15 protein-coding genes are annotated in these 16,614 nt (G+C 27.9%); 3 read left to right on the top strand and 12 right to left on the bottom strand.

Going from position 1 to position 16,614, the window contains the following annotated elements:
* Window positions 1-8: 8 nt before the first annotated feature.
* On the bottom strand, window positions 9-776 hold the full coding sequence (locus tag H8923_RS00270) for an alpha/beta hydrolase (RefSeq protein ID WP_153972881.1): 768 nt from the start codon (window positions 774-776) through the stop codon (window positions 9-11).
* A gap of 398 nt (window positions 777-1,174) precedes the next feature.
* On the opposite strand from H8923_RS00270, the gene H8923_RS00275 reads away from it, so the two are divergent.
* Window positions 1,175-1,816 (top strand): undecaprenyl diphosphate synthase family protein, encoded by a 642-nt coding sequence (locus tag H8923_RS00275; protein ID WP_153972882.1) that lies wholly within the window; start codon window positions 1,175-1,177, stop codon window positions 1,814-1,816.
* Window positions 1,817-1,997: 181 nt separating this feature from the next.
* Window positions 1,998-3,293, top strand: a complete 1,296-nt coding sequence (locus H8923_RS00280) for a DUF1002 domain-containing protein (RefSeq protein WP_153972883.1) — start codon at window positions 1,998-2,000, stop codon at window positions 3,291-3,293.
* 57 nt (window positions 3,294-3,350) lie between these two features.
* Here the strand turns inward: H8923_RS00280 and H8923_RS00285 are convergent, their stop codons facing one another.
* From H8923_RS00285 to H8923_RS00325, 9 genes are all read right to left on the bottom strand, one after another.
* Complete coding sequence (locus H8923_RS00285; protein WP_153972884.1) at window positions 3,351-4,181, bottom strand: DUF3298 and DUF4163 domain-containing protein; 831 nt, start codon at window positions 4,179-4,181, stop codon at window positions 3,351-3,353.
* A gap of 130 nt (window positions 4,182-4,311) precedes the next feature.
* Window positions 4,312-6,321, bottom strand: coding sequence for a penicillin-binding transpeptidase domain-containing protein (locus H8923_RS00290; protein WP_153972885.1), 2,010 nt, complete (start codon window positions 6,319-6,321; stop codon window positions 4,312-4,314).
* Between the two features lie 27 nt (window positions 6,322-6,348).
* On the bottom strand, window positions 6,349-7,176 hold the full coding sequence (locus H8923_RS00295; protein WP_153972886.1) for a DUF6241 domain-containing protein: 828 nt from the start codon (window positions 7,174-7,176) through the stop codon (window positions 6,349-6,351).
* Window positions 7,169-7,696 (bottom strand): sigma-70 family RNA polymerase sigma factor, encoded by a 528-nt coding sequence (locus tag H8923_RS00300; RefSeq protein ID WP_243139993.1) that lies wholly within the window; start codon window positions 7,694-7,696, stop codon window positions 7,169-7,171. The genes H8923_RS00295 and H8923_RS00300 overlap by 8 nt, the downstream gene beginning before the upstream one ends.
* 173 nt (window positions 7,697-7,869) lie before the next feature.
* A complete protein-coding gene (locus tag H8923_RS00305; protein ID WP_153972888.1) occupies window positions 7,870-9,513 on the bottom strand; it encodes a hypothetical protein in 1,644 nt (547 codons plus the stop codon).
* A 3-nt stretch (window positions 9,514-9,516) separates the two neighbouring features.
* Window positions 9,517-10,302, bottom strand: a complete 786-nt coding sequence (locus H8923_RS00310) for an ABC transporter ATP-binding protein (RefSeq protein WP_153972889.1) — start codon at window positions 10,300-10,302, stop codon at window positions 9,517-9,519.
* A 12-nt stretch (window positions 10,303-10,314) separates the two neighbouring features.
* Window positions 10,315-11,121 carry a pyrroline-5-carboxylate reductase gene (gene proC, locus H8923_RS00315; protein ID WP_153972890.1) on the bottom strand — a complete coding sequence of 269 codons (807 nt, stop codon included), beginning with the start codon at window positions 11,119-11,121 and terminating at the stop codon, window positions 10,315-10,317.
* Window positions 11,122-11,352: 231 nt separating this feature from the next.
* Entirely contained in the window at window positions 11,353-12,021 is a 669-nt protein-coding gene (locus tag H8923_RS00320) for a GntR family transcriptional regulator (protein ID WP_153972891.1), read from the bottom strand.
* 177 nt (window positions 12,022-12,198) lie between these two features.
* Window positions 12,199-13,617 (bottom strand): CitMHS family transporter, encoded by a 1,419-nt coding sequence (locus tag H8923_RS00325; protein WP_317982790.1) that lies wholly within the window; start codon window positions 13,615-13,617, stop codon window positions 12,199-12,201.
* Between the two features lie 306 nt (window positions 13,618-13,923).
* Between H8923_RS00325 and H8923_RS00330 the strand changes: the two genes are divergently transcribed.
* Window positions 13,924-14,451, top strand: a complete 528-nt coding sequence (locus H8923_RS00330) for an AbrB family transcriptional regulator (RefSeq protein WP_153972892.1) — start codon at window positions 13,924-13,926, stop codon at window positions 14,449-14,451.
* 24 nt (window positions 14,452-14,475) lie between these two features.
* Here the strand turns inward: H8923_RS00330 and H8923_RS00335 are convergent, their stop codons facing one another.
* Together H8923_RS00335 and H8923_RS00340 are read right to left on the bottom strand one after the other, a co-directional pair.
* Complete coding sequence (locus H8923_RS00335; protein WP_153972893.1) at window positions 14,476-15,120, bottom strand: DNA-3-methyladenine glycosylase; 645 nt, start codon at window positions 15,118-15,120, stop codon at window positions 14,476-14,478.
* Between the two features lie 150 nt (window positions 15,121-15,270).
* Complete coding sequence (locus tag H8923_RS00340) at window positions 15,271-16,614, bottom strand: sodium-dependent transporter (protein WP_153972894.1); 1,344 nt, start codon at window positions 16,612-16,614, stop codon at window positions 15,271-15,273.

Raw genomic sequence — 16,614 nt, forward strand, 5'->3', positions numbered from 1 at the left:
AACTTTGATTAATTATATTGTCTCTTAGTGTAAAAAATATTTAATGCTCTATGCAATGACTCATTAAAAAAATACCAATCGTGATTTCCAGGCCATTCCTCATAAGTAAAATCGATATTAAAGTCTTTAATTATTTTACTGAATTCTAGATTATCATTATGCAAAAAGTCATCATATCCACAAGATGTATAAATTATAGGCTTATCTGATTTATTATATAAATTTTTAACTAACTCCATTATTTCAAACTCTGGTTTCCAAGTTAAACCTTCACCAAAAATAGCTTTTAGATCTTCAAATTCAACAATTCCAGTATCTCTTTGATAATCAAGATAATCTTTTAAAAATAAGAATGCTGGAGAAAATGCACCACAAAATCCATATTGATCTGGTTTTGAAAGAGCGCATTTTAATGCTCCATATCCACCCATAGATGCACCCATTATAGCTGTATCTTCCCTTTTTGATGATATATTAAATATATTTTTACAAATTTCAGGAAGCTCCTCAGTGATATATGAAAAATATTTTAAACCATATTTCATATCCATATAAAAACTTCTCTGAACTTCAGGCATTATAAATATTGCATCATAATCATTAGCATATGTAGGAAGTAGTGTATAGTCTGCCCAGTTCCTATGATTACCACATAGTCCGTGTAAGAGATAAACTACCTTATAGGAACCATCTAATTTCAAATCATTTGGAGTAACTATTGTTATTCCAGTATCCATATCTAATACTTTCGAAAATACATTTCCATTAAGTTTCATTTAATTAAACCCTCCATAATTTATATCCTAAATTCATCTTATACAGAGCATATACTTAAATAATATCACTTATACAAAATTATAAACAAGTTTGAGAATAACTCTGTAATAATCTTCCGTATTAAAGTTTGCAATAAAAATAAATACGACTATAATCCCTCTTTATATCTATTTTTAGATTAAATCATTACCTATTACTTTCTCTCCAAGACTTTTTTATTTCCTAATTTTTCATATTACTGTCATAAAAAATTTAATTATAAATTCAAAAATATTATACTAGCCAGTCAAAAATATAATAAATTTTATACTCAAAGTAATTATTTTCTATTTATAGGTTTATTTTCTATTACCTTGGAAACAATAATACAATAATTTCTAATTTTTATGGAGGGCCTATGAGAGTACCAGAACATATTGGAATAATACCCGACGGCAATAGGCGTTGGGCTTTATCAAATAACATGACTAAGGATAAGGGTTATGAATATGGAATAAACCCTGGTCTTGAAGTCTTTAAACTTTGTCAAAATGAAAATATAAAAGAAGTAACATTTTATGGATTTACTGTAGATAATACAAAGCGTCCGACAGAGCAAAAACTTGCATTTACACAAGCTTGTATTGATTCTGTTATGCTTTTAACCAAAGAAGACTGTGAAATATTAGTAATAGGAAATACAGAGTCAAATGCCTTCCCAAAGGAACTCCTTCCATTTACGACTAGAAAGAAATTTGGTAATGGGGGTACTAAAGTAAATTTCTTAATACACTATGGATGGGAATGGGATTTAAATTTACTAAAAGATGCTGATTTCTCTAAAAAACATATTTTACCTTACATACATTCTAAAGACATTTCTAGAATAGACCTTATAATAAGGTGGGGCGGTAGAAGAAGACTTAGTGGTTTTTTACCTGTACAATCTGTATATGCTGACTTCTATGTAGTTGATAGCTATTGGCCATCTTTTACTCCTAAAGATTTCTACGATGCCTTAGATTGGTATAATAAACAGGACGTTACTCTTGGTGGATAAATTTTATTCATTTACACTTTAATAGTCCTTAATACTTTCTTAATATTTTCTTAATTACAGTTACAAAATTGTAAACCAATTGAACTTTAAAATAGTTTATAGTATATTAGACAGGAGAATACATAAATTCTGTAAACAAATCGTACATATTATATGTACGACAAATTAAAGGAGATTGAGTATGAAAATAAAAAAGAAAATTACTTCGTTGATCTTATGTGGTGCTCTGTTTATGAGTAGCATTAACTTTGCCTTTGCAGATAGTTCAAGAGTTGTTACTTTAGGTGCTAACTTAAGCAAAGAACAACGTGCTACTATGCTGAAGTACTTTGGTGTTAATGAAAATGAAGTCGTAATAATAGAAGTAAATAACCAAGAGGAAAGAAAGTACTTACAAGGTGTCGCAACGGAAGAGCAATTAGGAAGAAAAACCTTCTCTTGTGCTTATGTTGAGCCAACAAAAACTGGTAGTGGTATAAATGTAAAAACTGCCAATATAACTTGGGCGACTAGCTCAATGATAGCAAGTATAATGTCAACTTGTGGAATTGAAAATGCTAATGTAGTTGCAGCTGCACCATTCCCAGTTTCTGGTACAGGTATGATGACTGGTATAATGAAAGCATTTGAGGATGCTACTGGAGAACCTTTAGATGAAACAAAAAAAGAAATTGCATCTGAAGAGTTAATAATAACTGGAGATTTAGCTGATGAAATAGGTGGGGAATCTGGTCAAGATAAAGCTACAGGTATTATAAATGATATAAAAACAGAGATAATAAAAAATAATACAAGTGATACTATACAAATCGCTGACACTATAAATAATATAACAAATAACTACAATGTAACTTTAACACCAGAACAAGAACAACAAATAAAGGATTTAATGAAAAAAATAGCAAATCAGGATTATGATTATAACAGCATAAAGAATGCTTTAAATAGTGTGAAAGATAACGTAAATGAAAATTTATCAGCTATGGGAGAAAATCCAAATTCAGGATTATTTGATAGTATAAAAGGTTGGTTCAATGGAATAGGTAATTGGGTTGCAGGCATATTTGAAGCTAATAAAGATTTAGGTATACTTGAGAATACCAATGATAATTTACTTGGTGATGGAGCTCAAATAGATGCTACTGATAAGGATGCAATAAACCTTCCATCAAGTGAGCAAGTTGAAGGTTTATTCTCTAAGATATGGAATTGGTTCACTGGACTATTTAGTAGTAATAATAACTCTTCAGAATCTAATACTACTAATGAATCTACAGACCAAAATAATGAAGCTCCAGTTGAGAATAATCATTCTAATGATGTTCCTACTTCTAATACTGACAATAACACTAATCAAGATTCGTCAAATGAATCTAGCGAACCTGTTGAAAACTCATCAAATAATGATTTGAATTCGTCTGATAATAATCAAGAAAATAATACATCAAGTGAAGAACCAACAAATTTAAATAATTAAAATATTAAAAGGATACAGTTTTTATAATAAGCGCTGTATCCTTTTAATATTTTAAATTTATCCAATATATATATTAGTTTCTCCAAATTTATTCCATGGTATCTTAAATTTAGGAATACCTACATAGTATGGAGCTATGTCATATAGTTGAAAATATACTACTATTCCATCTTCTTCTATATAAAATTCTTGATTACTCTTTATACCTTTAAATTCATTTTCACCTGTGAAATATAGATCCTTATTCTTTTCTATTTCTTTATAAATAAAATCATTTATTATATTCTTATAATCAGTTCCACTTTTAAAAATATCTTTTATTTTAATCTGTTTTTCTGTTAGTAAGTTATAATTATACGATTTTAAATAAGTCATTCCATGTGCTCCACCAGTAAATTCATAAGTTGTTATCGGTATACTTAGTATATTATTTTTATTATAAGTAATTTCATATTCTGAATATGCTTCATACTGATATTTTACATACTGATCTTTCTGTTTTGAGTATATCTTTTTATAATCTTTTTCATATTGCTTAGATTCCTCTTTAATTCTATTTTTAAATTCTAATATATACCTATATATATCTTTATTAATATTTTCGACAGTTTCAACCCTTGAATTTTTTTTATTTATATTTTTATCTTTGATCTTTAAATATGGATATTTTATCCTTGCTTTGAAGAATTCACTCTCCTCGATTATGCTCTTTGTTTCTATATCAAATATTTCATTCACTACAGAGTCTTTTTTATTTTCTTCTTTATATAATGCTATATTTTCTTTTAGTATAATATCTTCTTCATTCTTAATATTTCCATATGAAAAAGAGGGATTTACAAGTATAGTTATTATAATAATTGATAATATCTTTTTCAAATTTTTCATATTTAATACTCCTTAATTTATTTCTTATTAAGCTTATTTTATTCTATTTTACTACTTATATACTAAAGTTTAAATTTATAAAAAATAAAGAAAAAGCCCTAATTTTATTTTTTTAATTAGGGCTTTTTCTTTATTTTCTATTTAAATAATTTTCTATTACATTTTTAACTTTAGGAACTAAATATTGAGATGTAGATTTCTCTTTCATATCTTCCATTACCATGGATATAGCTATTTTTGAATTATCTAAATCTACAGCCGCAAACCAACTATTTTCACTTCCTGATTTATCATCTTTGCTACCTTTGATCTCTGCCGTTCCAGTTTTCCCTGCAAGATTTACACCTTTTATCTTAGCTAAATTTCCGCTTCCATCTGAATCATTAATTACCGCAGAAAAACATTTCTTTAACTCAGGAAGATAGTCCTTAGATATAGCTTTACTATATATCTTTGCTTCATTATTTTCACTTATGACTAACCTTGGAGTCATGATATTACCATCATTTCCCAAAGAACTATATGCCATTGTAATCTCTAGTGGAGTTGTAAGTACCTCTCCTTGTCCATAACCTGTATCTGCTAATAAAAGTTCATCCTCTAACTTTCCATTATTAGATATTTGAGATTTAGCCATAGGGTATTCAAATGTAGATTTTACTCCTATTCCAAACTTCTTAGCTTCTTCTATATACTTTTCAGCACCGATTTTTATTGATTTATCTGCAAAATATATATTGTCAGAGTACTTTACCGCCTCATATAAGTTAACTGAACCTGCATCTTTTACTCTAGTTACTTTATAATCCCCCCAAGATGAACTATTTTGCCAATATAAACCTTTTATTTCCATTTTTTCATTAGGGTTTATTACTTTATTTTCAAGTCCTATTGATGCTGTAATAAGCTTCATTGTTGAACCTGGTGAATAAGCATTGTTAGCTCTATTATCAAATTCTGCATTATTACTTTTTTCCCAATTTTGGGCTATAGTTTTAGTCTTGTATGTTACTAATGTATTTGAATCATAAGAAGGTGAGCTTACCATAGCTAATACTTCTCCTGTCTTTGGATCCATGGCTATTGACGCTCCCTTCTCTTTATTCATCTGATTATATATATCTTCTTGAAGCTCAGAGTCGATAGATAATTTAATATCTTCACCATCACTAGCCTCAGTTTTAGCTATAGTTATTTGTTCATCTCCTCTTTCTATATATATATGAACTCCTTCTTTTGCTCTTAACTCATCCTCATAAACTTGTTCTAATCCATTTTTACCAATTTGACTATAAGAAGTATAACCTTTATTTGAATTTTTTGACAGCTCTTCCTCCGTAATACTACCAATATATCCAAGTAAACTACCAAATGCTTCCCCTTGTGCATAAACTCTAGATATACCCTTTTGTACACTTACCCCATTTATATCAGATAATTTTTTGACTTTTTCTTGTTCATAATTTGATACTTTTACAATAAATAAAGCTTCATCGGAGTTTGTACTTTTATTTAACTTATCTTCTATGTATTCTTCACTTATATCTAAAATATCAGCCATCTTAATGATATTTTCATTCTTATTTTCCTCAAAAATACCTGGGACTATATTAATAAAATTAACTTCTCCATTATATGCTAATAGATTATCATTTCTATCGAGTATACGACCTCTACTACCGTTTGTAGTTTTTACTCTTATTTTATCACCTTGTATCATTTGAGGTAATATCAAACTTTCATTCCATAATACCTTGTATTTATTATCTTCTTTTACTAATTTAATGTTAGCATCGTCAAACTTCAACTCTCCTGCAATTGTGTTCATGGTAATCGTTATTGGTATTTCTAACTTGTTTTCTGAATCTTTCATATCTATTCTTATATTATTTACTCCCATTGCTGAATATATATTAAAATATTTTTGTACAAATCCCTCTTTTGATTCATACTCTTCATCTATATACTTCTTAGATTCATTTGATAATTCTTCATATAATTCTTCATATTTACCATCATTTAATAATTTTGCATAATTATTTACTGCTTCTTCAATATTTTCTTCTTTATTACATCCTACAAAAGCAAACATACTCATGATTAACACAATTAAAACTATAAATATCTTTTTTAAATTCATAATAATTCCCCTTCTCTACTTTATAAGTTAATTAAAATAAGTATTTACTATATTGTCTACTACTTCATCTTTTATAGATATAGCCTTACCGATTTCTCCATCTAACATATACCATACATAATTATGTACATCTACTGCATTTTCAAATTTTCCATTTTTCCATTTATTTAATTCATTATATAAATGTTTCCTATCTTCATAGCTTTCAATTAATTCTAATCCATTTATTGCAAGTTCTATAGTTTTTGGCGTTATCTTTATACTACCATATTTTCTACCATCTATGGGGTTTATTATACTATTTGACATTTTGTGTATAAACTGAACTGCTAAATACTCAGTATTAGGTGCTTGTGCTTTCTTATCTTCTAACACATCCTCTTCAAGTTCTTCTTTTTCATCATATAATTTATTTACCTTATATTCTGAAGGCTTTATAAATTTTACCTTATTACTTTCATCTAAGGTAGCTTTTGGTGCTATTTTATCTAACCCAATAAAATAACTTATTTCATCTATTTTTAAAGTATCATTTATAGTTTTTAGTATTTTTTCTAAAAAAGGAACTTTATGAGCCAGTACAGGATTATATACTCCTATTGAAAATACAATTGCTATACTTGCAGCACTTGCAATTATTTGTGTCTTTCTTTTATGTTTATTTATATCTACTTCTGCTTTATCTATAGCATCTCTTACCCAAGACTTCATATCATTAGGTGCTTTTATCGAGTCTATCTTTTCATAATCTATATAAAACTCATTCATTTCTAAATCAAGTTCTTCTATACTTATTTCTTCTAATTCACTTACCGAAGTATTATTTATATTTGTATTTTTAATTTTCTTACTCATTTTCATATCCCTCCTTTAATAGATTTTTCATATCCCGAATTGCCTTTCTTAAGTGGGTCTTTATCGTATTAATAGGGCGATCTAATATTTTTGATACTTCTTCTATTTTTAAATCCTCTATATATCTTAAAATAATTGCATCTTTATATTTGTCTTCTAACTCATCAATTGCATTAAATAAGTCAATTTTAATCTCAATCTTATCATCAATAATAGCCTCTTTTATAAAAGCTTCTTCAGCATGTTGTAAATCAACCATACCAACTTTACTTATATAATCATTAGATACATTTATTAATATTCTACTTATCCATGTCTTAAAATATTTAGGTTCTCTTAAAGTCCCTATACTTCTATATGCCTTATAAATAGTTTCATGTATTATTTCCTTTGCATCATCCTCATGTTTACATTTTAGGTAAGCTTCTCTGTATAACCTATCTGAATACATATCTATCAGATTTTCAAAAGCTTCACGATCGCCTTTGATGGCTCTCTTAACTAAGACTATCTCCTCCATTATATCCCCTTCCATAGTATTAAAAATTTCTTATCTTATCTGTTAGACTCTAAATATATAAAAAAAGTTTTAAAAAAATAGACTTTAACTAACATATTTTATCAATACATCAATTATAGTCTATTTTTCAACATTTTTAGAATTAAATTATTTAAACTTTTTTTATATCTATTTTAACTACTTTTCCTAACAGTAAAAATGCTATTCCAACTTATTTTAATTATACCTATTAATATTAATGCGTAAATGTATATAAGTACATTTATATTCATTAATATTATCCAAAAATGTATACCCACTAATATTACTGTGGTAATCATTGATTTTAGTACTACAATAATATTTTTAGATGAGGTTCCTACATTGTAAGGTTTTGAAAATGGTAGATGTTTTTCATTAAGCTTAAAAGAAACCATGGAAACAAATACACCAGATAGAAATAATACTGTTAAATGTTTTATAACCTCTATTTTAAATATTAATATAAATACTATAGACAAAAGTATAAAAGAGGGAAAGTATAACTTGTAAATACTACCCTTAAACATTCCTGTATATATATTTCTTATATTCTTTATAGGAAGTATTTCATATATCCAAGCACCTTCAAATTCATTTGAATATTGAACCATCGTTATTATATTTTGAATAATTACGATTCCCAAATATCCACTAAGGTATAAATAGCTTTCTCTTATTTCCTTTAGATAGTTTATTATACCGCTATTATCATAAGAAGTAAAAATTATTATAATTGGCATAAAAACGCCTAATGCCAATGATGGATATACTTTTGTTTTAAAATCTCTATCTTTATCAAGTATATTATAAACAAAATTAAATATAGCCCTTTCTTCTTTATCTCTACAAATTAATTTACTCACTTTAATAGAAAACTTTTCTTTTTTTTCTTTACTTTTGTAAGTATTATCATTAAGTTTTTGTAAGTTTTTCTCGAATACTGGGACAAGTTTTTTATATACTACTAACGATATTATAGGCACAACTATAGATAAAATACTTAATACAATTCCAATAGAATCTAACGATTTTCCATCTATAATACTAAAGTTAGAAGAAAACCACATAGGAATAAATAATACATTCCACCAAGATTGATCATAAACTATATCTGTATGCATAAAATCAAAACTTCTCGCTATAAATTGGTAGCCTATTGTAAATAACAATAAAAAACATATTTGGAATATATTCAACATATCCTTAAGTTTTTCACCTTTAAAAAGTTTAAGTATTATAAGATACATAATAGCAGTAATTATTATCATCAAGATATCCACAAGCACTATACTTAAAAATAATAATAAAAAATACTTCATACCAAATCTTAAGGATGCTAATAAACTAAATCCTGATATTGCCAAACTAAGCATAAATATGTATATAAAAATATGTGTAGTTTTTGCTGCATTTAATGTTCTAGGCTGAACTCCTCTTATTCCGATTATATCTTTATCATTTACATCTAATATTACGCTAGAAAAATCAGATATAAGTACCGTTAAAAGTAAAATCATAAAGCAAGAAAAATAAATGCTCATCTTTATCCTCGGATCTATACTCATTAAAATTATAGGTAGAAATGTAACACCTAAAATAGAATAAACAAAAAGAGAACTGTAAAAATAATTTTTTTCATTCCCTTCAACTGAAGCCTCCGAAATAGTTGGTACTCTTCTACAATCTAAAGTAAGCTTTGCTTGTATAATTAGTCGCATTATATTATAGTCAACACCAAGTTTCGTGTATATACCTTTAAATAAATCTAAAATTCTAAGTATTAAAAAGTTTTTCATACTCTATACCTCATTTAAAATATTAATAAACTCATTTGACAATTCACTGTGCTCAGCAAAGCCAGTAAGCTCATTAAATATCTCTTCTAAAGAACCATCAAAGCTTGATTTTCTAATTTCTTCAAAGTTGCCATCAGCGACTATATTTCCATCATTTAAAACAATTATTCGATCACTTATTTTTTCTACAACCTCCATAATATGAGAAGAGTAGAAAATAGTCTTTCCATTTTCTTTTAGTTTATTTATTATCTCCTTTATTAGAAGTACACTATTTGCATCTAAACCACTAAGTGGTTCATCTAAAAATAATATATCTGGATTATGTATGACTGCTGAGATTATAGCTATTTTTTGTTTCATGCCTTTTGAGAAAGAAGATATTCTACTTTCATATGAATCTTCTATACCTAATACTTTCATAAGCCTTTTTGCTTTTTCATCACAAATTTTATATTCTAAGCCGTATAATTGACCTATAAAAGTTAAGTATTCTTGTGCAGTTAAACTTTCATAAACTTTAACAATTTCTGGTACATACCCTATTTTGTTTTTATACTCAAAATCATCTTCCCTAATATCTCTTCCGAAGATTTTCACTTCTCCACCATATCCACCTATAAGCCCTAAAAGTATTTTTATTGTAGTACTTTTTCCCGCACCATTAGGTCCTATATATCCTATAATATTACCTCTATTTATATCTAGATTTATATTTTTTAATACTTGTTTTGATCCATAACTCATATTTAGGTTCTTTATTTCTATTATTTTTTCATTATTAATCATTAGATTCCCCTCTTATTTGTTACTCATTTCTTTTGACTTATCTACTGCTGCAGTTACAGCCTTTATTATAGAAGCTCTCATATTATTTTCTTCTAACACTGCTACTGCTTCTATTGTTGTTCCTCCTGGTGAGCATACCATATCTTTAAGTTCTCCAGGATGCTTTTCACTCTCAAGTACCATTTTAGCAGAACCCATTACTGACTGAGATGCAAATTTATAAGCTTGAGTTCTTGGCATTCCAGCCTTTACAGCACCATCTGCTAGGGCTTCTATAAACATAAATACATATGCAGGTGAAGATCCGCTAACTCCTATTACTGCATCTATTAAGCCTTCTTTTACAATCTCATATTTACCGAAAGAATTAAATATTGATATAACTTCATTCAATTCTTCATCATTTATATTTTTATTAGGACAAATCGCCGTCATTCCCTCATTTACTAAAGCCGGTGTATTAGGCATTGTTCTAACTATTTTTTTATCACATCCAATTACATTTTCTACAGATTTTATAGTTTTTCCAGCTGCTATAGTAACTATGATCTTATCATCAGTAATAAGTTCTTTAACTTCTTCTAACACTGAATCATATACATTTGGTTTTACCGAAATAAAAACTATATCTGAGTTTTTAACTACGTCTTTAGAATTTTTTGTAGTATTAATTCCAAAATTCTTACTTACTCTTTCTAATGTAGAATCACTTAAAGCAGAAGCAATTATTTTTTTTGAACTTATTAAATTTGATTTTACTATTCCTCCAATAATTGCTGATGCCATATTTCCCGCTCCTATAAAACCTATACTTTTCATTAAAATCTCCTTTTCTATTAATTATATTTATATAAAGTTTATGCTTGAATTTTATATAGTCTTGAATATATACTATATTCTTTTTTATTATAACAGAATTGCCTTAATATTTTTAATACTTTTTAGATATTATGTTAATAGGGCTTATAATTAACATATCTTTGCATTAACTTACTAAAAAATAAAAATAGAGCTAAAAAATACATTGTATCGTTTAACTCTATCCTTATATTATTTGAAAGATTCTATAAACCTCTGTTTTGCATTTATAACATGAATTCTAGCTTCTTGTTCAGCTAAGAATTCATCTCCTTTTTCTATAGCATTAACTATTCTAACATGCTCCATTAAGACATCTTGCCTTTTGTCCAAATGATGTAAACTAACCTTTCTTAAGCTTTTTAGATATTCATATACATGCTCAATTTGCCTTAGTAACATTTTATTTTTACTTGCCTTCATTATTATATCATTATATTCACCATGAGCTTTCATATATTCCTCATAGTTATTCTCACTCATAGTTATTCTCATTTTTTCTATAACTTCTTTTAAATAATTAATTTCCCTTCTCGATATATTTAAACAAGCAAGTCTTACAGCTAATCCTTCTAAAACTTCTCTTAAATCATAAATTTCCATTGCATCTTCTTTTGAAATTCCCTTAACTAAAGTACCTTTTCTCGGTATATTTACAGCCAGTCCTTCTATTTCTAATTGTCTTAATGCTTCTCTAACTGGAGTTCTACTTACTCCCATACTAGAAGCTATTATATTTTCAACTAATCTATCTCCAGGACTTAATTTATTTTCAAATATTGCATTTCTAATTTCATATAATACAATCTCCCTCATAGGCCTTAAATCTGAACTATCTATTTTATTAAATATCGATTCCATTTTTATCTCCTTATTGTTTATTCATCTATAAATTATGTGAAGTTTTCATTATTAATTTTAACCAATTTATTATAACACATTTAAAATTCTCTAAAAAGTAAAAAAAGTAGTATCTTAATCTTTAAATAAACTAAGATACTACTTTTATATTTCATATTATATTAACATTAATTAATTTTATAATGCTATTATTCCGAATAATATTCCACCAACTAACATTAATAAACTTATTGCATATAGCCATCCAAAACTGAATTTTATATGATCTTTTATATCAACATCTGCAAGCCCTATTGCTAGGAATGTTGGCGGTACTAATGGACTTATTAATAAAGCAACATTTTTGCCTATTATCATAGTTAATGCAACTTGTAATGCTGGTATTCCATAAGTAGCTGCAACCTCTATAACTAATGGTAATAATCCATAGAAGTATGCATCTGTACCAAGTATCATTCCTAATGGTAATGCAAGTACACCCATTATTAAGTGTAGTAATGGTCCCATAGAAGAAGGTACTAAGCCTAAAACTGTTTCAGACATAGCTGTTAACATTCCACTTTGATCTAATACTCCAACGAATACTCCTGAAGCTAACATCGTAGCAGATACTAATAAAGCAGAAGAAGCATGAGCTTTTATACGACCTTCTTGCTCTTTTACTTTAGGGAAGTTAACTATAAGAGCTATTGCAAGTCCTAACATAAATGTAGCTGTAGCTGGTATAGCATCTAATACAAGTATAACTATAACAACAGCAGTTAATAATATGTTAAACCAAGCAAGTTTAGGTCTCTTAAGTGCTAAAACCTTTTCATCAACAGTAGTAACAGCTATTTCATCCTCTATAGATATAGATGAATTTTTAGATACTCCAGCACCACGCTTAGACTCTATAATACCTAATATTGCAGCTAATCCTATAGTAGTAACAACTCCCATTAACTGAATTGGTATTAACGTTTTCCATAAAACGTTTGCATCCATACCTAAAACTACCGCAGTTCTTACTGTTGGTCCACCCCATGGTAATAAATTCATTACACCCATAGCTGAAGCAACTATTAATAATAAAACTTGTGGTCTTATGTTAAGTTTTTTGTATAATGGTAACATTGCTGGCACAGTTACTAATACAGTTGTAGCTGCAGTACCATCTAAGTGACCTAATATACCAACTATTGCAGTAACAACAGTTATTGCAACAACACTGTTTCCAGCTTTCTTAACTAAGTTATCTATAACAACATCAAACATACCTACATCATTCATTACACCAAAGTATGTAATTGAGAATATGAATAATATTGCATTGGTAGAGGTCTTGTCTAAACCAGCCATCGCAAACTCTCCTATTTCAGCTGGTGAAAATCCTCCAAGTAGTGCACCTATTATTGGTAACACTATAAATAAAACTAATGGACTTGCCTTACCTTTTAGTAAGACATACATCATGATTGCTATCATAGCAAATCCGATAAGTGATAACATTTTAAAATCCTCCAATATGTATACTTGGATTTTCAAGTTTATATTTAGTAGATGGTTATAAACCATCAAATCCGATAAATTATTATTTTTGTTTAGATGGAACATAAATTAATAATTCATTTTACACATATTGCATTAAACTAGAAAAACAGACTTTGTTATATTTTTATCTGTTCTCAATTATATTAACATATCATAAATTAATATTCAATATTTTTCCTATTTTTTTATGTTTATTTTAAAATGTATTTTATTTTCTTATAAATCGATTTATTTTGTAGTAATTTACAACAAAATCCCCAAATTTTCTAAATATTTTTACTCTATGTTTTTAAAGTGTTTTTTTATAGTAAATATATTTTATATATTGTATAATTTTATATGGAATTTCAATAGGAAGGAATTATATATATGGATAAAGTTATTTACACATCATCAATTGGATTAGATAAAATAATCTGTACTCTAATTATAGGATCTATTGGAGGGATGCTGGGCGTTAAATTTAAAATTCCCGCTGGAGCTATGATTGGTTCTATGGTCTTTGTTGGAATTTACAATGTTTTTATTGGAAAAGGATATGTTCCGTCTAACTTTAAAACTGTAGCTCAGATAGTTATTGGTTGCATAATTGGTTTAAACTTCACTATGGATTCTATCTTGGGCCTTAAAAAGTTAATAATACCATCTATAATATTAGTTATCGGTTTAACTTCTTTAAGCATAATTTTAGGATTAATATTACATAAGACAACAGGATTAGACTTACCAACTGCATTATTTAGTGCTGCACCTGGTGGATTAACTGATATGGTTATTATGTCAGAATCTTTTGGTGCTCTAACTCATATTGTCGCACTGTTACATTTGATTAGATTAACTACTGTTTTAACAGTACTCCCAATAGTTATAAAATTTGTTACTGAAAAACTTTTATAAAATAAAACTGTGAGCTCTACTTGCTCACAGTTTTATTTTATTAATTATAGATACATATTTATTCCCTTTTATATAAAATCTCCATAAATAATCCTTTGCTTCTTCTGCATAATCAATATTTATACGTTTGTCTGTTTCTATTTCAAATTTATCTTCTGCATATATTTTTTTATCTTCTTTATAATAAAAATCACTTATATACAATTCATTATCTAAAATACTTTTAGAATTTAAGCTTTTATCTATATTTAACGCCATACAAAGTTTACCTGGACCATTAGTAATATTTTTCTTTTGATAACTACTTAAATTACTATAATTTTTTTTATATCTATTCTCACAAATTTCTTCTATTCCTTTTATCGGCTCAATTGCTCTAATTAATACACACTCTGGTATACTCTCCTTATTTGCTGAGATATTTAAACAATAATACATTCCATAAATTAAATAGACATATATATGACCTCCATCTAGATATAATGGCATTGTTCTGTCTGTCTTCTTATCCCCATATACATGAGCTGCTTTATCATTTACTCCCATATATGCTTCAGTTTCAACGATTTTACTTACTATTTGTTTTCCATCGTACTCCCTGATTAAATACTTTCCTAATATATCTTTTGCTAAACTTATAGCATCTTTCTGAAAAAAATCTCTATTCAAGTTAACACCTCATTTATGTATATTTATTATTCTTATTTTACCATAATATAAAATATAAATAACTTAATATAAAATAAAAAAAGTCATCGAGTTTATATAAATCTATACTCGATGACTTTTTATTTGTAAACGTTTTCCTGATAAGTATTTTTAACCAATACCTCCATATATTATACCACCAATTATAACTACTATTGTAAGTATAACAAATACATACTTAGCCATAAATTCAAACGATTTTCCAAGTGGCTTTGAAGAACCCATTTCGATTTCTTTTCTTGCTATATTCACTCCAATAACCCAGAAGAACATTATTCCAGCAAGTAAAGCCCCTACAGGTATTGCATAAATAGAAACGAAGTCCATCCAAGTTCCCAATATATCTCCATTTTCCAGGAATATTCCAATACCAAATGCTACAATACAAACTACTATTACAGATGTTTTTCTACTTAGTTTCAATTTATTTTGTATTGCTTCTATAGGTACTTCTAATAAATTCATAAGAGATGTTATAGATGCAAATAAAACAGATATAAAGAATAATACCGCAAATAACTGACCTGCTGGCATTTGCTTAAACACCATTGGCAATGTAATAAATAATAGCGGAGGACCTGCTGTTGGATCAAGCCCAAATGCAAATACTGCTGGTATTATAACTAGTCCTGCAGTTATTGCAGCTATAGTATCAAATACAGTTGTATTTTTTGCACAGTTTGGTATATCAATATCTTTTTTTAAGTAACTTCCATAAACAAGCATACCAGAACCTGCTAGGGATAATGAGAAAAATGCTTGCCCTAAAGCGTAAATCCAGGTTTTTGGATTTCCTAAGAACTCCCATTTAGGAACTAAAAGATACTTAACACCATCAATAGACCCCTCTAAACTTAATACTCTTACAAGTATCACTAAGAATAATGCAAAGAAGATTGGCATCATAACTTTATTAACTTTTTCTATACCATTAGAAACACCTAATATTAGTATTGATGCTGTTATTATTAGTGCTAATAAGTGCCATCCTATGCTTCCAAAAGAACCTGCTATTTCACCAAAATAAGCTCCTGAATCTGGTGCATTAAACATTTCACCTGTAACAGATCCTACTAAAAATCTTATAAACCACCCAGCAACCACTGCATATCCAGTCGCAATTCCAAATGCACCAAGCACTGGTATAACGCCTAATATAGTGCCAATTTTTTTGTTCTTCTTACCCATTTTCATTGCTTTCTCAAAAGCACCAATTGGTCCGGTTTGAGTCATACGCCCAAATGCAAATTCGCCCATAAGACCTGTGTAACCTAATATAACTAAAAATAAAATGTAAGGAATTAAAAATGCAGCCCCACCAAATTGTCCTGCTCTATACGGGAACATCCAAATATTCCCCATACCAACTGCCGAACCTATACATGCAAGTATAAATCCTATCTTCGAGTTAAAAGTATCACGGTTTTCTTCTTTAGCAATATTTTTATTGCTCAT

It is taken from the genome of Romboutsia faecis, assembly GCF_014323405.1.
GTDB classification, from domain to species: Bacteria; Bacillota; Clostridia; order Peptostreptococcales; family Peptostreptococcaceae; genus Romboutsia_E; species Romboutsia_E faecis.